The organism is Burkholderia sp. BCC1993 (genome assembly GCF_905339865.1).
Taxonomy (GTDB): domain Bacteria; phylum Pseudomonadota; class Gammaproteobacteria; order Burkholderiales; family Burkholderiaceae; genus Burkholderia.
The window spans coordinates 251,669-273,470 of the sequence record NZ_CAJPGZ010000011.1; the positions used below are offsets into that span (position 1 = coordinate 251,669).

A 21,802-nucleotide genomic window follows, 5' to 3' on the forward strand; every position below is an offset into this window, starting at 1 on the left:
AATCTCATTTTCCAGGAAATTTAAATTTTGCAATTTCACCCCTGTTTATTGCTTTAACCGCCGAGTTGTTGACCTCCACGGTTGCAGTGTCACCAGCCGTCTTGGATGATGCCTGTCCAGCGGGACGATACGTCACAGCAGTACCGTCTGGCAAAATGGCGACCCAACTTCCCTCCCCGGTAACGTTGTTAGCAACTTTTACGGGTGTCTGACCATTGAACGCATCTTTTGCAAATTTCTCGGCAGTCGCATTCGGGTCTCTGCTGGGTGGCATCGGAATTGGTGTACCCAATCCGCCTATACCGGCCGGTAGCGTTCCGTCACTTCCAGTGATTGAAGGTGGAACGCTGGAATTTTTCCCGCCAACCGAATTAACGAAATGCTCAACCAGCCACGAAACAACGTCTATTGCCGGAGCATCAAATATTCGATCAATTACACCCGATCCCGCAAGTTGCGACCCTGGTGTGCCTACTTTAATCGGCGGGTCAAGTTCAGTGGCGGAATCAACAATCACACCATCGCCTTTCGTTGGCGCATTCCCTGCGTACCCACCGAGAGGCGGCAAGCGTGGCGCAGGTACCACCCACAACTGATTATTTTCGCCTTCAATCTGGGCAGCCCCTGTCGCCGTCGCCGCATTTGCGCCCGCCGACGCGGCAATTCCCGCCACAAGACTGCTCACCAGGTTCTCTCGCGCTTGTCGGTCCTCCGCAGACATTCCTTCTGTCGGTTTGAGCAGCGTTCCGATCACTGAGCTAGCAGCCGCCCCCATCGCCCCCGCGCCGCAGTTCTGACTACCCGCTGCCGCTCCCGCACAGCCAACGATCGCATGAAGCGCCGCACGCGCCGACTCGCTACCAAGCGAATCCGCAATCCGCTTGACACCATTCGCCCCCAGTTCCTGCAGATATGCCACAGTCGCGTTCTGAGCAAACTGACCAGCTCCTCCCGTCACATTCCCGCCAGCCGCAACAGCCAGCGCCGTCAACACCTGACGATAGGTCCCGCCCGGCGCCCATTCCGCCGACAATTGATCCGCTCGCTGCTGCGCCGCCGCGCGCTGTTCCGGCGTCAAGCTCGCGTCGCCTGCCGCCTTCCTCGCTGCATCGACTTCGGTCGCACGATTCGTAACGAACGTTCCAACCTGATTGATGAACTGACTCGTAATATCGAATCCGGCCTGAATTTTCCCCTTATCGAAGATCGGCGCAAGTGCGCCGCCGGTATCCGATGTATCCCGATTGATGCTCGCGACAATCTCAGCGGCGGACTGACCGGTGAGTTGCTGTTGCGCTGAATCGTCACGAATCGTCAACGCGCCGCCGCTGATCCCGCTTCGCGTGGTCGAATTCGCGTCGCCCGATGCGCCCAGCGCAATTGGGGGTGCTACCGAGAATCCACCATCACCCTTCGGCAACTCGGTCCCGGGAACCGGATTCACATTGTCGGCCTTGCCCTTCTGGCCCTTACCAATACCGCTCTTGTTGCCGCCCGAACCGTTATCCCCGCCGAAGCTGTAGCCACCGCTCAGCGCGACTTGCGAGGCATCGTATGACGCATGGTTTTCGATATCGCTATGCGTCAGCGTCGCCGTAGTCAGACTATTCACACCGTCCAGCACAGCCTTGTCGCTGCTCGCGATTACTCCGCCCTTGAGATCGGTGTTGCCCTTCACATCGACCTGGAAACCGCCATCGCCCGCCTTGATCCCCGATTGCTCGGTCACGCTGGCGTAGTCGCTGCTCATCTTCGTCTGGCCGACATTGCCCGCCACGCTCGATACGCACGGCGGGGGACACGCGCTCACCGATACGCCTGCGTTCTGCTGCTTCGAGTCGTAGCGATCCTTGTCCTGCAGGCTTTCAATATTCAGGTTGCCGCCAACGTCCGCAACCACCTGCGTCCCAGATGCGACCGCGCCCTTCAGATTCGTATCTCCACCTGACTGAATGGCGAGTTGGTTGCCTGCGGTTACGTGCGTATTCGTCGATGTCGACGAATCACCGTCAGCGTTACCACGATTCCCTGCCACTCCTGCCGTGAGCGCAACCCCAGTCTTTGCGCCAACGGTGAACGAAACACCTACCGAAGCGCTCGATCCACTATTCGTACTGTGCTGACTGCTCGTATTCCGAGCCGCTTGAAGATTCGCATCGCCTTCGGCGGCAAGCATCGCGTTCTTGCCTGCCGAGATCGTGCTGCCGATCACGTCGATATTGCTGTCCTTGCCGGCACCAGCCGCCGCGATCGTCACATTCCGACCCGCCGACACCGTGCTCCCCGCTGCCGTGCTCGACTGTGCCTGCGTCTGGCTGTCGCTCTTGCTCGCCCCAACCGATACGTTGATACCGACACTGGCCGCCGCCGTCACCGGATTGCCACTGACCGATTTCACCGCGTCATAGGTATTCTTCGCCGCAAGCCCCGTTGTGGCCGCCGCAAGCGCGAGCAGCCGCGGATCGCCGCCCACGCTCTGGGCCGCGTTCGCCATTTGCCTGCCCGTCTGTACCGCAGCCACAACCGGGTTCGTCACGCCCACCGTCAATCCGGATTGGCGGAACTGCTGTTGCTCCGCAAAATTCGTCGTATCCGTCGCAGCATCGATCTTGACGCTCTTACCCGCGAGGTTCACGTCATTGCCCGCGTGCAGCGTACTACCCGTTACGTGCAGGTCGTCGCCCGCCGCGATCGTCAGATTCCCGTTCAGCGAACCGATCATGCTGCCCGTGTTACTAACGTCTGTCGAATGCTGCTGATCCGATATCGAACGCGTGCCAACCGATACGGACAACCCGCCGTTCGACATGAACCCGGATTCTTTCTTCTCGTAGCTGTTCGCCGACTGGACGGTATCTTGCGAACTCGTGATCGTGATGTTGTTGGCCGCCCCGAGCTTCACATCGTTGGTGCCGGCGATGTTGCTGCCCTGAACCGCGAGATCCCTGCCCGCCTGGATCTGCACCGTATCGCCGGACACAGTGCTCGCCACGCCGATATTCGCGCGCGTGTCGTGCGATTCCTTCGTCGCAGTACCCGACACGAAACTGCCGCGCTTAACCTGCACGTTCTGATAGCTGTCGTGCTCTTCGCGGGCTTCATTGACGGTCAAGTCTCTCGATGCCGCGATCGTCACGCCGCCCGGCGTGGCAGCATTCGCGCCAGCCGTCACCGAGGAGCCCGTCAATACGACATTGCCTTTGGTCGCATCGGTCCCGTTGACGGCGCCAAGCGTCGCATCCTTCCCCGCTCTGAAGGTTGTTCCGACAGCCCGTTGATCGTATGTGCGATCGACCTCCTGGCGCGCACGGCCGTCGACCGCGACGTTATTCAATTGATGCTCGTCGGTTACCGCCGTCGCCGTCAGATTCCCGCCCGCCACGACCGACAGATCCTTCCCGGCCATCACGGTCGCCCCCTTGAATGACGCATCGTTCCCGTTTTGCATCGTCAGGTTGCCGGCCGCCCTGACGCCGCTCGTGACATGCGTCGTCGTCGCCTCTTCCCAATGATGCTGTTCGTTCAGATACAACGACTGATCCGTCTTCGATTGAACCGTATCAACGTTGATATCGCGCCCGGCCGTGACTAGCGCATCGCCACCCGCCGAAAGATTCGCGCCATGAATCGACAGATCCCGCCCAGCTTGCACGGCAAAATCCCCCGTCGACGCAATCGTTCCTTGCTGACCGACCAGGCTTTGGCTGACCTTGCTCGCCCCGGCGGCCCCGCTCACGCCGACGGTATCCACCAGCGTCGTATTGAGCACATCCCGCCCGGCCAGCACTGCCACCCGGTTGCCGGTAATCTGGCCCGACGCGTTCACGACGTCGTTGCTCGCCGACACCACCGTCGTGCCGTTCGTCCCGCTACTCGCGATCGCGCCGCCGCGATTCAGGATGTCCGTCGCCGTCACGACCGTTTTCGTGCCGCCCTTGATCACGCCGCTGTTCGTCGTGCTGCCGGCTGCGCGGATCTCGACGTCGTCGGCCGCGATCAGCGCACCGGTCGGTTGCAGATCGTTCGCGTGCGTCTTCGCCAGATACACGACCGGTGCGAGCACCTGCGTCGTCCTACCGTCCGGCAGTGTCACGGTCTGGTTCACGAGCCACACGATGTCGCTCGTCAGCGCGTCCATCTGCGCGGCGGACAGCGCCATCCCCGGCACCATGCCGAACTGCTTCGCGTAATTCGCGCCGCTCGTCATCAGCGTGCGATACTCGTCTTCGGCACTCGCATAACCCGGCAGGAACGTGCGCCCCGTCAGCTGCGTGATCTGGTTGCGCACCATCTGCTGCTCATACATGCCGTCGCCGAGACGCTTCTCGATGCTCGCCGGATTCAGGTTGAGCTGGCCGAGCATGTAATCGCTCGAGATGAAGTTCGTGTAGCCCGTGAGGCGCGGGTCAGTGACGATCAGATACGGCTGCCCAGGCGCCGGATTGATCGAGTACAGGCCGCTCGTCGGCAACTTCAGGTCGGGCAGCACACCGGTCGGGCTCACCACCGACTGCACTGCGTCGACTGGCTTCTGTCCGGTCGCGGAGCCGACCTTCGACTGCCCGGTGCCGGTCACACCGCCATTGGCCTGGTTCGCGCCGAGCGTGCCGCCGGTCGCACCCGTCGCCGAGTTCTCCGCTGCGACATTGCGGTTGTTCACGTCCTTCGCATCGATATTGATCGACTGGTTCGCGACGATCGTGCCGCCGCTATTGCCGATCGCGACCGGCGTGTACACCCGCGACGGCTGCACGATCGTTCCGACGTCCGAGCTGGTGTTCTCGTTCCACGCATAAGTGGAGACGATGTCGTCGCGCTCGTACTGATACAGCGTCTGCCCGATGTTATTGACCGTCGTCCCGCCGTAGCCGCCCGAGGCTGCGTTTCCGGCAACGTCCGTATCGCCGATCTTGATCGACCGGCCTGCCGAAATCGCACTGTATTCGTTGTTGATCGTGCCGACATTCTTCATGACGATGTTGCCGCCGGCGACGAGTTGCGCCTGCTGCGCCTGGCTCGTTACCTTGTCCTGCCGGATCGTCGTCGTGGTGTCGCGCGCGATCTCGACGCGCTGGTAGCCATTGTGACCGTCGCTGCGGGTCGCGTATTCGCTGGCGGGGTCGTAGTTGACACGCGGGTCGTAGCCGTCCCAGTAAACGGCCGTGAGCGTACCGTTGCCGTTGTCGGTCAGCGTGTTGTAGTAGATCGTCTGCGACTGGCCGTTGACGTTGACGACGAGCACGCGATCGACGGCATTGTCGCCGTTTGTGCTGGAGACAAGCTGGCTGCTCGAATACGTCGCGGTCTGCGGCGTCTTGTACGGCCCGCGCCATGTCGAATCGGAGCAAACACCGTGATTCGGCGCCGCGTTGCCGGTCGGGCAACCGATGTACTTGCTGCGCTTCGTCTCATGCTTCTTGTCGACGCTGGTCGTCTTGGTGTCGACCACAGGAGCCGGGCGCGTATTCGTGAACGTATCGGCCGCCAGTTCGACGTTGCCCAGCGCCTCGATCGACGACTGGTCGTTCAGCACCATCGGCGCGCGATTGGCGAGGAACCCGTCCGCGTCTCGCTGGCCGTTCGCCGCGACGTTGATGTCGCCGACACTGAAGATGCTCGCCCCGCCGGTGTTCGACAACCGGTTCGACGCATACAGGTTTGCCCGATTGGCTGCAGCGATCACGGCCGCCGCCCCGGCATTCGAGATGACGCCGGCGTTCAGCGTGACGTCGCGGCCGATGATCGTCGCCGTGTTGTTCAGCGTCGCGCTGTTCGTCGCGACCGTGTCGCCCTCGATTCGGCCTGCGTTGTCGATCGTTCCGCCGTTCGCATTGACGGTCGTGTTTGCCGAGTTCAGACCGGCGCCCACCTGGTTGTCGACATTGGCTGCGTTGACGGTTAGCGCGCCGTTGGCGTCGAGCGTACCCTGGTTCGTCAGCTTGCCCGACGTAGAGAACGTCAGATCGCCGTTCGCGTGCAGTTTGTTCACGGCGGTATGCGTGTAATCGCTCGCTAGCGACACACTGCCGTTACGGCCGGCGACCACCGACCCGTCGCCGCTCAGCGAGCCAGCCATCAGCGTCAGATCCTGATCGCTGCCGATCGCGCCGCCCTGGTTGACCAGCGCGCCGGTGTTCAACACCACGCTGCCGCCGCTACCTGCGTCGTTGCCGATCTTGCCGTTCGTGTTGTCGATTGATGCGGAGGTCAGCGCCAGCGCACCGTTCGCGCGAATGGAACCCGTCTGGTTGACGAGCACCGTGTTCTGGCCGTTCAGCGTTGCATTGTTCGCAGCGGACAGCACGCCGCTCGAATTGTCGAGCCGATTGGCGACGGCAAGCATCAGATCGCGGCCCGCCAGCATCTGGGCGCCCAGGGTATTCGCCAGCGATTGCGCCGTGACCGCCACGTTCCCGTTGCCGCCGATCACGCCCGCGCCGGGCTTGCCTGCCGCATTGGTGTTCGTGATCGATGCGCCTCCATCAATCGTCGTCGAACCGGTCCCGACGTTGACGATCCGGCCATCGCTGTTGTCGATGCTGCTGCCGGAAAGCGCCAGCGTCGATGTCGCACCGCTCGCCTCGATCTGACCGCCGGCGTTGCCGATCGCCCCCTGAGCGTGAACGTCCAGATTACCGTTGGCCTGAATCAGGCCGGCGGTGTTCGTCAACGCGCCGCTCGACTTCAGCGTGAGCGCCTGCGCCGACAACAGAGAGCCGTTCGAGTTGTCGAAACGGCCCGCCAGGACCGACACGTCGCCATTGCCACCAATCGTGCCGTCGGCCGTGTTCGACAATGCGTTCTTCGATGTTACGCTCAGGCTGCTTGCGCCGATGTTCTTGATCGAACCCGTGTCGTTCGCGAGACTGTCGGCCGCGACCGTCAGGCCGTTGTTCGCCTCGATCATGCCGCCGCCGTTATCGATCCTGCCTCGCGCATTCAGCGCGACGCTGTCGGCTCCGACGTAGCCTCCTGAACGATTGTCCAGCGACTGGACGGTGACGGAAGCCTGCCGCTGCGCACTCAAGGTGCCGGCCCGGTTTGACAGCTCGGCCGCTTGCAGCGCGAGTGCGCCATTCGTCGCGATCTGCCCACCGTTGTTCGACAGCGCGCCGGTCGCAATCGACAACGTGCCGCTGCCGGCGTGCGCGATCTTGCCATGGTCATTGACCAGCGCGGTCGGCGACAGGCTCAGGTCGGTGCTGTTGGTTTGCAGCGTACCGCTGGTGTTATCGAACGTCCCGGAGACCGCCGCAAGCATGGCGCCCGTGTCGGTTTGCACAATCGACCCGCCGCGGTTCGCAAGATCGCCGGCAGTCAGTGTCAGTTGCGCCGCGTTGATGACGCCGCCGCTGTTGTCGAGTGACGTCGCCTTGACGACCGCCGTATGGCCAGCTGCGATACTGCCAGCGGCGTTCGTCAGTGCTGCATCGGCATCGATGTTCGCATTCCGCCCGGCTGACAACGTGCCGCCGCCATTATCGAGCGCCTGGCTCGTCGCGCGAAGATCCTGCCGGGCGGTCACCGTACCGTGATTGACCAACTGACCCGCCTGGAGCGTGACGTCGCCGTTGCCACCTATCACGCCGCCCTGCGCGCCATCCGCCGTCGGTCCGCCCGCATTCGTCAGTAGTCCCAACGTCGCCACCGACAACCCATCGCCACTCAGCGACGTAACGCGCCCGCCCGAGTTGTCCAGCGCCCCACCGGCCACCGTCATCCCGGCGGCACTCTGGATCGCGCCCCGATTGTTCAGGATCGCGCCTCCGCGCACCTCCGCCGCAGCTTGCGACACAAGCGTGCCCGACTGGTTGGCGAGTTGCCCAGCCGAATGCACCGATAGCGAGCCTTGCGCCGACACCTTGCCGCCCTGGTTCGACACGTTGCCGCCCCTGAGCGTGATGTCGTTGTCGCTCGACAGGCTGCCGCGATCGTTGACAAGCATACCGGCCGCATTCGCCGTAATGGCACCCTGCGCACTCGTCTTCGCGTCCGACAAGTTGAGGTCGCCCTGCGTCGCATTCAACGCGAGCGCACCGTTCGCAGCCGTCTGACTGCCGGCAAGATTCACCCCTCCGCCGGTGAGCGACGCATTGCCGCCGGCGAGGTTCTGGCTGGTCGCCGTCAGTTGCCCCGACGTCGTGACGTTCAGGTCGCCGCTGTGCCCGACGGCGCCGTCGTCGTTCACGCCGGCGCCGAGCGTGCCGGTCGAGTTCACCGAGCCAGCCGCAATCGTCGCGTTCTGTCGCGCGGCGAACGTACCGCTGTTCACTAGATCGGCCGCCGTGTTCGCCGATACCGATTGCTGCGCGTAGATCGTGCCGCTGTTGTCGATACCACCCGCTGCCGACATCGCGAGATTGCCGGTCGCCGTGGTCTTGCCGGTCAGCACGAGCCGGCCGTTCGACTGCAGCGTCATATCGCCCGCCTGCGCCGCGATCGTGCCGGCGTTACGTACGCCAACACCACCTTCTGTGCCGACCAGTTGGATCCGGTCGCTGTACATCCCGCCAAGCTGGCTGACGTCGATCGCGACGCCAGGTGCGGCGCTGTCGCCCTGGATCGGCGTCGCTGTCAGCGTTTCGTGATTGACCTGGTTGGCACCCGCGACGACGCTCAGGTTCTTCGCGTAGATCGCTGCGTTTGCTTGTACGGCGCGGGCAATGATGTCGACCTGGTCGACGTTCGCCGCATTGAGCCCCGCGCCCTGCACGGTGACGAGGCCGCGATTGACGTTGTAGCCGGCGAGCGAACCGTCCGCGCCGTAATATGGCTGCCCGCTTGTCAGCGTGGCGCGCGACGTATTGATGAAGCCACCGCCGTCGACGACGATGCCGGCCCGGTTGGCCAGTACCACTTCCGCACGATTTCCGGCGACTTCAACATAACCGCGAAGTTGCGACGGGTTCGCGCTGTTCACCTGGTTGACGATGATCCGCGCCGACTGGCCGGGCCCGAAATTGGGATTCCCGTTGATATAGCCGGCCTGCTGCGTATTGACGAGCGTCGGCGAGTTGTTCAGGATCGCGCCGTTCTTCTGAACGTCGAGCTGGTTGTAGGTATTTACCGATACGCCAGCGCCGGAAGGCTTGGCGATATTCACCTGCGGCAAGCCGTTTTGCGTCTGGATAACGTGGGTGGGCGCGCCCGGCGTCGGCACGATCTGCGCCGGCGCGAGCGCAGGCGCGCCGGCCAGCGATGCAGCCGCCGCGATCAGCCAGCCCGAACCGCCGAGCGCACGCCGGCCGGCACGGCGCTCGCCGGAAGCTGTTTTCCCCGAAGCAGTAGCCGTCTCTTCGACGGCCACCACCATTCCCCGGAATCTGGAATACACCAGACGGTAGGTCTTCTGGTTCATCGCTCTTTATTGGATTTCTTTTCAGATCGATGAACGTTAGCAAAGCAATCGTCAGGAAACCACAGGCGAACCGTCAACAATTGCCAAGCGTCGTAAATGTGTGAAATTTATTATTTTTAATACTTGTCCGATTGCAATTATCCATTCGCAATCGATTCCACACTATTTGCCGCCAAATCAGCGGCATTTCTCATTCATTGCATTCCCGATGATTTCATATCAAGCACGAATTTTCCGGAGACTCGCCACAAACTACCGAACGATAAATAGTCAAAATGTGTTTCATTGAAAAATCATTATCGAGATAAAGGATGCGCCCTCAACACCATCTCGAAATCGACCACGCATTTCACTTTTTATATTCCGCCTCACTTCCCCCGCTCACGCTCCCCCAACGCAATCGCCTTGTAGTCGTAAGTCGGATAAAACTCCGTCCGGTACGCGCCCCACGCCGTATCCTCGAGCACGCGATTGACCTCGCGCAGCCGCGACGCCGGCAGCCGCAGCACGACGATCTGCCCGATCCCCATCGTCACGGTCCAGCTCACCACTTCGACGCCCGGCGGCGGAAACGCCTTGTAGAACCCCTGCTTCGCGAGTTGCGCATTCAGTTCGGCAAGCGGGCGCGACTGGTCGTGTTTCAGGAAAACCGTCAGCAATATCGCGTTGTCGGGCGTCGCAGTGGCCGAGCCGGCCGGCACGGTCGACATCTGTCCGAAGGCCGGTGCGCCGCAGATCGCGGCGCCGGCCAGCGCTGCGGCGATCACAAGGGTTCGAATCGGAGAATACGGAGATGCCGTCATGACGCGACTCCAAGGCTTGGTGGCTGGAGCTGCCATCATGCGCCGCCACGGCCATCGCTGCAGTCAGCCGGCCGATGCGATCACGTCGCATCCGCACCGTCGCGCTCCCGCAGCACGTCGATGAACGCGCGCAGCTTCGCCGGCACGTGCTTGCGATTCACGTAATAGAGCCACATCGGCGGCAGTGTCCGGCACGCACCGGGCAGCACCTCGACGAGCGTGCCGTCGCGCAGGTCCGCGTCGATGCGCTCGCGCATGAACGCGAACGCGATGCCGACGCCCTCGCGCGCGGCATCGATCACCGCATCCGCATCGTTCGTCACGAGCACGCCTTCCGGATCGAGATCGACGTCGTGGCGCCCGTCGTGCAGCAGCCACTTGTGCAGGCGCCCGCTCTCCGAAAACCGGAAACGGATGCACGCATGGCGCGCCAGCTCGGCGATCGACGCGGGCGTGCCGTGCCGCGCCAGATAGCCGGGCGAGGCGACCAGCGCGCAGGTCAGCGCGGGCGCGATCCGCACGCCGATCATGCCGGGTTGCAGCCGGTCGGCAAGACGAATCCCCGCGTCGAAGCCCTCCTTCGCGATATCGACCAGCTCGTTCTCGTAGCGGATTTCGAGCCGGACCTTCGGATAGCGCGCGCGGAACGCGGCCAGAACCGGCGCGATCACGAGCGAGCGGGCCAGCGGCAGCGCCGTGACGCGCAACAACCCGCCCGGCTCGCTGCGCACCTCCTTCAGCGCGTCGCGCGCCTGCATGACCTGCCGGTACGCAGGCTCCGTCTGCTGCCGGTAATGCTGGCCGGCTTCGGTCAGGCTCACGCCGCGCGTGCTGCGGTTGAACAGTTTCACGTTCAGTTCGCCTTCGAGCTGGCCAATCGCAAGGCTGACGGCAGCCGGCGTCAGGCCCAGCGCGGCGGCCGCGCGCGTGAAGTTGCCGGCCGTCGCGACGCTCATGAACACGTGCAGCCCGGCCATCGGATCGCGTCTGCTCATCATTAAAAAAACTTGAAACTCCTTCGAGTGGAATACGGATTCTCCCATATACCGGAACTGCCTACACTGCCTCGGTCGCCCTTCAACCGGAACATCGAATGAATTCGCACAACAGCCCCGCACTGCCGCTCACAGCCGTCCGGCAGACGATCGAAGCCGCGCTCGCGCAGGCTGCGTCGCTGCAGGTCGCCGGCGTGTCGGTCGCGATCGTCGACGCCGGCGCGAACCTGCTCGCGTTCCTGCGCACCGGCGACTGCTTTCTCGGTGCGATCGACCTCGCGCAACGCAAGGCGCTGACCGCGATCCGCTTCCGCGCATCGACCGCCGCGCTCGGCGCGATGTCCGGCGACGGCCCGCTGCGCGGGATCGAGCACAGCCACGGCGGGCTCGTCACGTTCGGCGGCGGCGAGCCGCTCGTCGACGGCAGCGGGCGCTGCGTCGGCGCGATCGGCATATCGGGCGGCAGCGTCGAGCAGGACGACGCGATCGCCCGGCACTGCCGCGACCGCTTTCACGCAATCTTTCCCACCTCGAGGTAAGCACATGGCACAGAAACGCATCCTCATCACCGGCGCGGGCACCGGCTTCGGCCACGAAGTCGCGCTGCGGCTCGCGCAACACGGTCACGCGGTCACGGCCGGCGTGCGCACGACCGCCGAGATCGACGCGCTGACGGACGCCGCCGCGCAGCGCGGCACGGCACTGCGCGCGGTGAAGCTCGACGTGACGTCGGCCTACGACCGCGCCCGCGCGGCCGAATTCGAAGTCGACGTGCTCGTGAACAACGCGGGCGTCGGCGAAGCCGGCGCGCTGGTCGACCTGCCGGTCGAGATCGTGCGCGAGCTGTTCGACGTCAACCTGTTCGGGCCGCTCGAACTCACGCAGCAGATCGCCCGCGGCATGCTCGCGCGCGGGCACGGCAAGATCGTGTTCGTGTCGTCCATCGCGGGGCTGATCACCGGGCCGTTCACGGGCGCCTATTGCGCGTCGAAGCACGCGGTCGAATCGGTCGCCGAGGCGATGCACGCGGAACTGGCGCCGCACGGCATCCGCGTCGCGGTCGTGAACCCGGGCCCGTACAGCACCGGCTTCAACGACCGGATGATGGAAACACCGCGGCGCTGGCGCGATCCGGCCGTCCACACCGTGACGCCCGAGCGGCTGACCTTCCCACTCGAACAGCACGATCCGGAAGAGATGATCGCGAAGATGGTCGACGTGATCGAAAGCGACGGCGGCGCGTTCCGCAACCTGCTGCCGCAGTCGTCGGAAGCGTTCGTGCGCGCCGAGCAGGCGCGCGCGTGGGACCGTCAGCAGTGACGCAAACCGGCGGCGGCCGGCGGTTCACGCAGGAACGCCCTGCCCGCCGCCCGGCCTGTCGCGTACGACGTTCGCCGTCGATGACCTTCCCGACGGCACGAACCGTCGCGGGTCAACGCGTCGCCGAAGCCTGGCCCGCAACCGGGCGGGCCGCGTCGAGCCGCGCCGCGCGCGCTCAGTACACGTCCCGCATGTAGCGCCGCGCCTTCGAGAGCTTCGCGACGTAGTCGTTCGCGGCTTCGTCCGACATCCCGCCGTGCTCGGCGACGACCGCCTTCAGCGCGGTATCGACGTCCTTGGCCATCCGCGCGGCGTCGCCGCATACGTAGAAGTGCGCGCCCTCTTCCAGCCACTTGTACAGCTCGGCGCCCTGCTCGCGCATCCGGTCCTGCACGTAGATCTTGTCGGCCTGGTCGCGCGAGAACGCGAGATCGAGCCGCGTCAGGAAGCCGCTGTCGCGCATCGCGCTCAGTTCGTCGCCGTAGTAGAAGTCGGTCTGCGCATGCTGCTCGCCGAAGAACAGCCAGTTGCGTCCGCGCGCGCCGCGCGCCTGCCGCTCGTGCAGGAAGCCGCGGAACGGCGCGACGCCGGTGCCGGGCCCGACCATCACGACCGGCACGTCGCCGTTCACCGGCGGCCGGAAATGCGCGGACTTCTGCACGAACACCGGCACACGGCCGTCGTCCGCGCGATCGGCGAGGAACGTCGACGCGACGCCTTTGCGCGCGCGCCGGCCGTTGTGATAACGCACGGCCGACACCGTCAGGTGAATCTCGCCCGGGTGCGCGCTCGGGCTCGACGCGATCGAATACAGGCGCGGCTGCAGCCGCTTCAGCATCCCGACCAGCTCCGTGCCCGACAGATCGACCGGAAACTCGTGCAGCACGTCCGCGAGCTGTTGCCCCCACAACCATTGCTTCAGGTCGGCCTTGCGATCGTCGCCGAGCAGCGCCTTCAGCGCACCATTCGCGCTGCGCGATGCGATGAACGCGAGCGTGTCGGGATGCGGGCGCGTGATGTCGAAGTGGCGCGCCAGCGCATCGCCGAGACGCACGTCGCCGACACCCGCGACCGACACGGTGGCATCGGCCTTCAGCGCGGTGACCGACAGCAGCTCGTCGACCAGCTCCGGGCAGTTGGTCGGCCACACGCCGAGCGCGTCGCCGGTTTCGTATTCGAGGTTCGCGCCTTCGGTCGACAGCGACACGTAGCGCGTGTCCTTCGCGGCGCCCGGCCGGTTGAGCCGCAGGTTCGCGACGAGCTTCGACGGCGCCGGATGCGCCTTGGTCGGCAGCAGCCCCGACGCGCTCATCCCGGCGGTCGGCACCGCATGCAGCGCCGCATCCGCCTCCTTGATCCGGGCGACCACGCGTTCGAGCCACTGGTCGGCATCGCGCTGGAACTCGACGTCGCAATCGACTCGCGCGCACAGGCGCGCCGCGCCGAGTTCCGCGAGCCTCGCATCGAGCCGGCGGCCGTGCCCGCAAAACTGGTCGTAGTTGCGATCGCCGAACGCGAGCACCGCGAAGTGCACGCCGTCGAGGCGCGCGGCGCTGCCGGCCTGCAGCGCGTCCCAGAACTCGCTGCCGTTGTCGGGCGCGTCGCCGTCGCCGAACGTGCTCGTCATCAGCAGCACGTATTGCGCGCCGGCCAGCGACGCGACCGGATAGTCGGACATGCACGCGGTGCGGATCTCGAAGCCGGCGTTCATCAGCTGCGTCGCATAATCCTCGGTCAGCGATTCGATGTTGCCGGTCTGCGACGCCCACAGCAGCACGACCTTCGGGCGCGTGCGCACGATCCGCACGCCGCCGGGCGCGGCGGCCTCGGCCGGCAGTGCGGGCGCCGCGCCATCCGCGGTGTGGGCCGGCACCGCGCGGCTGAACAGCCCCGCCAGCATTCCGTCGAGCCAGAACCGCACCGGCGGCGTGAGCGGCGCGCCGGCCGGCAGCACCGGCACGCCGCCGTCGCGCCGGCCGGCGCTCGCCTTCAGCCCGCTGACGAGGCCCGCCACGTACAGGCGCTCCGCGTCGGTGAGCGGCGGCGGCGCGAGATCGGCCACGCCGAGCGCGGCCGCGAAAGTGTCGAGGTCTGCCATGTCGGATTCCTGTGAAGCCGTGATCTGCACCGCCGCCGGCACGGGCCGCGCGTCGCCAGCGGCGGCATCGGGTCGCGCCGTGTCGTCGGCGGCGGACGCGAACGCGTCCGTGTCGACGCGCGCGAGCGCGACCGCGCAATACTTCAGTTCGGGTTGCTGCGATTCCGGATCGATCGCATCGTTCGTCACCGCGTTGATGCACAAGTCGTCGCCGTACACGTCGTTCCAGTGCATCGGCGCGAAGCAGTTGCCGCGCTGCACGCGCTCGGTCACGACGGCCGGCAGCACGGCGCGGCCGCGCGCCGAGCGAATCTCGACGCTGTCCTTCGTGGCGATGCCGAGCGCGCTCGCGTCGTCCGGATGCAGTTCGACGAACGGGCGCGGATTGAGCTTGTTCAGCATCGCGACCTTGCCCGTCTTCGTCATCGTGTGCCATTGATGCTGCAAACGGCCGGTGTTCAGCACGATCGGGAACGTATCGTCCGGCAGCTCGGCCGGATCGACGTGCGGCCGCGCGAAGAAGCGCGCCTTGCCCGACGGCGTCGGGAACGCGAGGCGCGGCGCATCGCCGCCGTCGGCTGCCGCGCGCGGCGTCTGGCTCACGCCGTCGTTCAGGTAGCGGATCGGGTGCCGCTCGCGCGCGGCGCCCGGCGCGACCGGCCATTGCACCGGGCCCTCGCGCAGCGCCGCATGGCTCGCGCCGCGCAGGTCGTAGCCGGTCGCCGGATTCGAAAACCGCACGATCTCGTCGAACACGTCGGCCGCCGACGCATAGTCGAACGCATCGCCGAAACCCATCGCGCGCGCGACTTCCGCGACGATGCGCCAGTCCGGCAGCGCGTCGCCGGGCGGCGCAACCGCGGCGCGCATCAGCGTCATGTTGCGTTCGGAGTTGATCATCACGCCGTCGCCCTCGGCCCACAGCGCGCCGGGCAGCAGGATGTCCGCGTAGCGGTTGGTCTCGGTGTCGAGGAATGCGTCCTGCGCGATCACGAGCTCCGCGGCCTGCAGCCCCGCGATCACGTTCTGCCGGTTCGGCACCGTCGCGACAGGATTCGTGCAGACGATCCAGCATGCCTTGATGTCGCCGGCTGCCATCCGTTCGAACAGGTCGACGGTGCCGCGGCCGGCGTCCTGGCGCAGCGTGCCGGCCGGCACGCGCCACAGGTGTTCGACGAAGCGCCGGTCGTCGTCGGACAGCACCGAGCGCTGGCCCGGCAGCCCGGGGCCCATGTAGCCCATCTCGCGCCCGCCCATTGCGTTCGGCTGGCCGGTCAGTGAGAACGGCCCGCTGCCCGGGCGGCAGATCGTGCCCGTCGCGAGATGCAGGTTGCAGATCGCGTTGGTGTTCCACACGCCGTGCGTGCTCTGGTTGAGCCCCATCGTCCAGCAGCTCATCCATTCCTGCGCGTCGCCGATCCATTGCGCGGCCGTGCGGATGTCGGCTTCCGCGAGGCCCGTGATTTCGGCAACGCGCTCGGGCGTGTAGTCGGCGAGGAACGCGGGCATCGCGTCCCAGCCTTCGGTGTACGCATCGATGAACGCGGCATCGGTGCGGCCGTTCGCGTGCAGCAGGTGCAGCAATCCGTTGGTCAGCGCGAGATCGGTGCCCGGCCGGATCTGCAGGAACAGGTCGGCCTTGTCGGCGGTGCCGGTGCGGCGCGGATCGACGACGATCAGCTTCGCGCCGGCCTTCACGCGATCCATCATCCGCAGGAACAGGATCGGGTGGCAATCGGCCATGTTCGCGCCGATCACGAAGAACAGGTTCGCGCGATCGAAGTCCTGGTACGACCCGGGCGGGCCGTCCGCGCCGAGCGACTGCTTGTAGCCGGTGCCCGCGCTCGCCATGCACAGGCGCGAGTTCGACTCGATGTTGTTGGTGCCGACGAAGCCTTTCGCGAGCTTGTTCACGAGGTATTGCGCCTCGATCGACATCTGCCCCGACACGTAGAACGACAGCGCGTCGGGCCCGTGCGCGTCGAGCACCGCGCGCAGCCGCCGCGCGGTCTCGGCGATCGCGTCGCGGGCCGGCAGCGGCACGAGGTCGTCCTCGCGCGCGCGCCGCACGAACGCGCGGTCGAGCCGCCCGGAACGGCGCAACGCGACGTGCGCCGACGCGCCCTTCGTGCACAGCCGCCCGAAGTTGGTCGGATGGTCGGAGTCGCCCGATACCTTGACGACTTCGTCATCCTCGACGTGCAGCACCATCCCGCAGCCGACGCCGCAGTACGGGCACACGCTCTTGACGGGGGTGGCGCTCATGCGTGCTCCGGGGCGTTCAGGCGGCGATCCACACGAAACCGTCCTCGACCCGCGACGGATACGCGCTCACCGACTGCTCGGGCGCTTCGAGACATTCGCCGGTCCGCAGGTCGAAATGCTGCTTGTACAGCGGCGACGCGACCACCACGCGCTCGCCGAGGCTGCCGATCAGCCCGCGCGACATCACCGCCGCCTGCGACACCGGGTCGACGTTGTCGATCGCGAACACGCCGCCTTCCGCGGCATGCGCGACGTGAAACACGGCGACCTGCTCGCCGTTGACGAGCGCGCACACGCCGGTGTTCGGCACGATGTCGTCGAGCGGGCACACGCGGGTCCAGGACAGGGGATGACGATCGTTCATGATGGGCTCCTTGGAAAAGACGCTGGTGTCGGTCGAAGTCACACGGTTGCGGGTTCGGCGACGACGGGAATCGCAACGGGCTTGCCGCCCGCGCGCTCGGCGAGCGTGGCAGGCCGGATCTGGCCGCGCGTCTCGACGAATGCGATGGTCGTGTCCGGCGCGTCGCTGTTCACGAAGTGGCGGAAGCGCTTGCGCGTGTCCGGATCGGTGACGGCCTTCTTCCATTCACATTCGTAGGTGTCGACCACGTGCTGCATGTCGGTTTCGAGTTCGGCCGCGATCCCGAGCGTGTCGTGCACGACGACGTCGGCCAGGTAGTCGAGCCCGCCCTCGAGGTTGTCGCGCCACACGCTGGTGCGCTGCAGCCGGTCGGCGGTGCGCACGTAGAACATCAGGAAGCGGTCGATGTAGCGGATCAGCGTGGCGCGGTCGAGGTCGGACGCGAGCAGTTCCGCGTGGCGCGGCTTCATCCCGCCATTGCCGCACACGTACAGGTTCCAGCCCTTCTCGGTCGCGATGATCCCGACGTCCTTGCCTTGCGCTTCCGCACACTCGCGCGTGCAGCCCGATACGCCGAACTTGATCTTGTGCGGCGCGCGCAGGCCCTTGTAGCGGTTCTCGAGGTCGATCGCGAGGCCGACCGAATCGTCGACGCCGTAGCGGCACCACGTCGAGCCGACGCACGACTTCACGGTACGAAGCGCCTTGCCGTACGCATGCCCCGATTCGAAGCCGGCCGCGATCAGTTCCTCCCAGATCGACGGCAGCTGCTCGACGCGCGCGCCGAACAGGTCGACGCGCTGGCCGCCGGTGATCTTCGTGTAGAGCCCGTACTTCTTCGCGACCTGACCGACCGCGATCAGCCCTTCCGGCGTCACCTCGCCGCCCGGCATGCGCGGCACGACCGAGTACGTGCCGTCGCGCTGGATGTTCGCGAGGTAGTAGTCGTTCGAATCCTGCAGCCCCGCATGCTCCTTCTTCAGCACGAACTCGTTGAAGCACGACGCGAGGATGCCCGCCACCGCCGGCTTGCACACGTCGCAGCCGAGCCCGTGGCCGTGCTTCGCGAGCAGTGCGTCGAAGGTCGTGATGCGCTCGACGCGGATCAGGTGGAACAGCTCCTGGCGCGAATACGGGAAGTGCTCGCACAGATGGTTGTTGACCGCGAGGCCCTGCTTCTTCATCTCGGCCTTCATGATCTGCGTGACGAGCGGCACGCAGCCGCCGCACGACGTGCCCGCGCCCGTGCACGACTTCAGTGCGCCCAGGCTCGTCGCGCCGTCGGCCACCGCCGCGCAGATCTGCGACTTCGACACGTTGTTGCACGAGCAGATCTGCGCGCCTTCCGGCAGCGCGTCGACACCGATCGCGGGCTTCGCCGCGCCGTCCGACGACGGCAGGATCAGGAATTCCGGCGACTCGGGCAGCTCGATGCGGTTCAGCATCATCTGCAGCAGCGTGCCGTATTCGGCCGCGTCGCCGACCATCACCGCACCGTGCAGGAATTTGCCGCAGTCGGACACCACCAGTTTCTTGTAGACCTGGCGGCGCTCGTCCGCGTACTGGTAGGTGCGGCTGCCGGCCGTCGCGCCGTGCGCGTCGCCGATGCTCGCGACGTCGACGCCCATCAGCTTCAGCTTGGTGCTCATGTCGGCACCGGCGAACGCGGCGTCGGCCGCTTCTTCCGGGGCACCGCCGAGCTGCTTCGCGACCACGCGCGCCATGTCGTAGCCCGGTGCGACGAGCCCGTACACCATCCCGTTCCAGGCCGCGCATTCGCCGATCGCGTAGATGTCGGCGTCGCTCGTGCGGCACGCGTCGTCGATCGCGACGCCGCCGCGCGGGCCGATTTCGAGGCCGCACGCACGCGCCAGTTCGTCGCGTGCGCGGATGCCGGCCGAAAACACGATCATGTCGGCATCGAGATGCGAACCGTCGGCAAACGCCATCCGGTGCGTGCCTTGCTCGCCGTCGACGATCTCGAGCGTGTTCTTGCCCGTATGCACGGTCACACCGAGCGCCTCGATCTTCGCGCGCAGCATCCGGCCGCCGCCGTCGTCGACCTGCACCGCCATCAGCCGCGGTGCGAATTCGACGACGTGCGTGTCGAGCCCCATGTCGCGCAACGCCTTCGCGCATTCGAGGCCGAGCAGCCCGCCGCCGATCACCACGCCGCGCTTCGCGTGCGTGCCGCACGCCTGCATCGCTTCGAGATCCTCGATCGTCCGGTACACGAAGCAGCCCGCGCGATCGCGGCCCGGCACCGGCGGCACGAACGGACGCGAGCCCGTCGCGAGCACCAGCTTGTCGTATGCGAGCGTTTCGCCGGACGCGAGCGTGACCGTGTGCGCGTCGCGATCGATCGACGCGACGCACGCGTTCAGGCGCAGGTCGAACTGCGGATGCCGTTCGAAGAAACCGGGCTCAACGAGCGACAGGTCGTCGGCCGACTTGCCCGCGAAGAATTCCGACAGGTGCACGCGGTCGTACGCCGGACGCGGTTCCTCGCCGAGCACCGTGACCTGCAGCGCGCCCGCCGCGCCGGCTTGCGCGGCGACGCATTCGAGGAGCTTGTGGCCGACCATCCCGTGGCCGATGACGATGAGTTTCATGATGACGTTTCCTTCGGTCGATCAGTTCGCGACGCTGGCGGCGGCGAGCGCGCGGTCGCGCAGCTCGGCCTCGCGTGCCTTGTGTTCTTCGCTGAAGCGCACGGCCATCGCGCACAGCGCGGTCGCGGTGACGGCGAGCCCGAGCAGGCTCAGCGTGTGCTGCACGTCGCCGACGCCCTTCAGCAGGAACGCCGCGGCCACCGCGCCGACGTTGCCGCCCGCGCCGACGATCCCGGCGACGCCGCCGAGCGCCTTGCGGTCGATGAACGGCACCAGCGCATAGGTCGCGCCGCAGGCCATGTGCGTGAAGAGGCCGAAGGTCAGCATCGCGACGAGCGCCATGCCGATGCCCTGCGCATGCGAGAACCAGACCAGCCCGAGCCCTTCGCCGACGATCAGCGCGCACAGCAGCGTCGCGCGCACGTCGAGGCTGCGGCGCGCGGCGATCTTGTCCGACAGCCAGCCGCCGAGCGCGCGGGCGAACAGCGCGAGCAGCCCGAACGTCCCGGCTGCGAGGCCGGCGTCCTTCAGCGACAGCTTGAAGTGATCGACGTAGTACAGCGCGGCGATGTTGTGGATGAACACCTCGACGCCGAAGCACGCGCCGTACGTGACGAACAGCATCCACACGCGATAGTTGCCGCACGCGGCGAAGAAGCTCGCCCAGCCGCCCTTCTTGCCGCTGTCGACCGTCACGCCCTGCTTGCGCAGCGCGACGAAGTCGCCTTGCGGGCAGTCTTGCGTGAAGCGCCAGTACGCCCAGGCCATCGCGAGCATCGCGACGCCCGGCACGACGAGCGCGATGCGCCACGACGCGTCGTCGCCGAAGCCGAGCATCAGGCCGGCGGCGACGAGCAGCGGCATCATCGCCTGCGTCGCGCCCGCGCCGGCGTTGCCCCAGCCGGCCGTCGTCGCGTTCGCGGTGCCGACCACGTTCGGCGCGAACATCACCGACGTGTGGTACTGCGTGATCACGAAGCCCGCGCCGATCGCGCCGATGCCGAGCCGGCAGATCAGGAACGTCACATAGTCGTGCGAGAACGACACCGCGAACACCGGAATCGCGCCGAGCACGAGCAGCCCGACATAGATGCGGCGCGGGCCGAAGCGGTCGCACATCGGGCCGACCAGCAGCCGCACGGCGATCGTCGCGGCCACCGCGGCGATGTTGATGTTCGCGACCTGTGCCGCGGTGAGGTGGAACTCGCGCGCAATCAGCGGCATCAACGGCGCGCATGCGAACCACGCGAAGAAGCATACGAAGAACGCCATCCACGTCATGTGGAACGCGCGCATCGGCGCGGTGCGGAAGCTGAAGAGATCGATACGGGTAGCTTTGTCGGTCATGTCATCCGCCAAACGAAAAACGGCGTCCTGCACACCCGGTCTCGTCGAGACCCGATGTGTAGGACGCCGTTGCCCATGAAGCCCGTTTCCGGGCGCGTCGGTAATCGGTACTGCGGACGAATCGCCATTGATCCGCCCGAGCCAGCTTACGCAAACGCCGTGCCATGTCGGCCCGAATCACACGCGCAGCCCCGCCGCGCAAGGCTCGCCGGCTGCCACACGCATCGCTGCGGGACGCCGCGCGCGATGCGTCGGGATGCAGCGAGGCACAGATGTGGTGCGCTGCAGCACTGTCGCCGTGCGACATCGCGGTGCGCGTGGACGGGGCACGATGCACGCCGATGCGGCATCGCGTGCGCCGCGGCCCCGCGGCCGCATGCGGGCCGGCATCCGTCGTGGCGGTCGCGCCGTGTGTATCGCCGCACTTATTGCCGCACTTATTGCCGCACTAATTGCCGCACTTACGCCACGTCTGTTGCCGCGCTCGCCGCCCGGTTTGAGCAGGTTGGCCCGGATATTGCTGAATCCGGACCACACCGGCAACGGCGCCGGTGGGCAGTCCCCGCAAGTTGGGCCCGCCGTCGCAGGCGGGCGCAACAGAACAGATCAGGACAACGACGTCCCCCCGTGCCCGGCACGG

At 66.2% G+C, this 21,802-nt stretch carries 9 protein-coding genes; 2 read left to right on the forward strand and 7 right to left on the reverse strand.

Annotation, left to right across the window (positions count from 1 at the left end; translation table 11 throughout):
* Nucleotides 1-4 precede the first annotated feature (4 nt).
* The 3 genes from U4Y91_RS20385 to U4Y91_RS20395 all read right to left on the reverse strand — a co-directional run bounded on the left by U4Y91_RS20385 (nt 5) and on the right by U4Y91_RS20395 (nt 11,156).
* Complete coding sequence (locus tag U4Y91_RS20385) at nt 5-9,358, reverse strand: hemagglutinin repeat-containing protein (RefSeq protein ID WP_321806586.1); 9,354 nt, start codon at nt 9,356-9,358, stop codon at nt 5-7.
* Between the two features lie 368 nt (nt 9,359-9,726).
* Entirely contained in the window at nt 9,727-10,161 is a 435-nt protein-coding gene (locus tag U4Y91_RS20390; RefSeq protein WP_321806587.1) for a hypothetical protein, read from the reverse strand.
* Nucleotides 10,162-10,241: 80 nt separating this feature from the next.
* Nucleotides 10,242-11,156, reverse strand: a complete 915-nt coding sequence (locus U4Y91_RS20395; protein ID WP_321806647.1) for a LysR family transcriptional regulator — start codon at nt 11,154-11,156, stop codon at nt 10,242-10,244.
* 98 nt (nt 11,157-11,254) lie between these two features.
* Between U4Y91_RS20395 and U4Y91_RS20400 the strand changes: the two genes are divergently transcribed.
* Entirely contained in the window at nt 11,255-11,695 is a 441-nt protein-coding gene (locus U4Y91_RS20400; RefSeq protein WP_321806588.1) for a heme-binding protein, read from the forward strand.
* Between the two features lie 4 nt (nt 11,696-11,699).
* The gene (locus U4Y91_RS20405; protein ID WP_321806589.1) at nt 11,700-12,476 is read left to right on the forward strand and encodes an SDR family oxidoreductase; all 777 of its coding nucleotides are present in this window, start codon (nt 11,700-11,702) and stop codon (nt 12,474-12,476) included.
* 175 nt (nt 12,477-12,651) lie between these two features.
* On the opposite strand, the gene U4Y91_RS20410 is transcribed toward U4Y91_RS20405, so the two are convergent.
* The 4 genes from U4Y91_RS20410 to U4Y91_RS20425 are packed head-to-tail and all read right to left on the reverse strand — an operon-like array spanning nt 12,652 to nt 21,162.
* Entirely contained in the window at nt 12,652-16,839 is a 4,188-nt protein-coding gene (locus U4Y91_RS20410) for a bifunctional nitrate reductase/sulfite reductase flavoprotein subunit alpha (protein ID WP_321806590.1), read from the reverse strand.
* A 16-nt stretch (nt 16,840-16,855) separates the two neighbouring features.
* Complete coding sequence (gene nirD, locus U4Y91_RS20415) at nt 16,856-17,203, reverse strand: nitrite reductase small subunit NirD (RefSeq protein ID WP_321806591.1); 348 nt, start codon at nt 17,201-17,203, stop codon at nt 16,856-16,858.
* 38 nt (nt 17,204-17,241) lie between these two features.
* Entirely contained in the window at nt 17,242-19,815 is a 2,574-nt protein-coding gene (nirB, locus tag U4Y91_RS20420; protein WP_321806592.1) for a nitrite reductase large subunit NirB, read from the reverse strand.
* A gap of 21 nt (nt 19,816-19,836) precedes the next feature.
* Complete coding sequence (locus U4Y91_RS20425) at nt 19,837-21,162, reverse strand: MFS transporter (protein WP_321806593.1); 1,326 nt, start codon at nt 21,160-21,162, stop codon at nt 19,837-19,839.
* Nucleotides 21,163-21,802: the final 640 nt, after the last annotated feature.

What these genes read in the sequence shown, in the direction of transcription:
- U4Y91_RS20385 (WP_321806586.1), bottom strand. Translation starts at nt 9,358, where the DNA reads ATGAACCAGAAGACCTACCGTCTGGTGTATTCCAGATTCCGGGGAATG.
- U4Y91_RS20390 (WP_321806587.1), bottom strand. Translation starts at nt 10,161, where the DNA reads ATGACGGCATCTCCGTATTCTCCGATTCGAACCCTTGTGATCGCCGCA.
- U4Y91_RS20395 (WP_321806647.1), bottom strand. Translation starts at nt 11,156, where the DNA reads ATGAGCAGACGCGATCCGATGGCCGGGCTGCACGTGTTCATGAGCGTC.
- U4Y91_RS20400 (WP_321806588.1), top strand. Translation starts at nt 11,255, where the DNA reads ATGAATTCGCACAACAGCCCCGCACTGCCGCTCACAGCCGTCCGGCAG.
- U4Y91_RS20405 (WP_321806589.1), top strand. Translation starts at nt 11,700, where the DNA reads ATGGCACAGAAACGCATCCTCATCACCGGCGCGGGCACCGGCTTCGGC.
- U4Y91_RS20410 (WP_321806590.1), bottom strand. Translation starts at nt 16,839, where the DNA reads ATGAGCGCCACCCCCGTCAAGAGCGTGTGCCCGTACTGCGGCGTCGGC.
- nirD (WP_321806591.1), bottom strand. Translation starts at nt 17,203, where the DNA reads ATGAACGATCGTCATCCCCTGTCCTGGACCCGCGTGTGCCCGCTCGAC.
- nirB (WP_321806592.1), bottom strand. Translation starts at nt 19,815, where the DNA reads ATGAAACTCATCGTCATCGGCCACGGGATGGTCGGCCACAAGCTCCTC.
- U4Y91_RS20425 (WP_321806593.1), bottom strand. Translation starts at nt 21,162, where the DNA reads ATGACCGACAAAGCTACCCGTATCGATCTCTTCAGCTTCCGCACCGCG.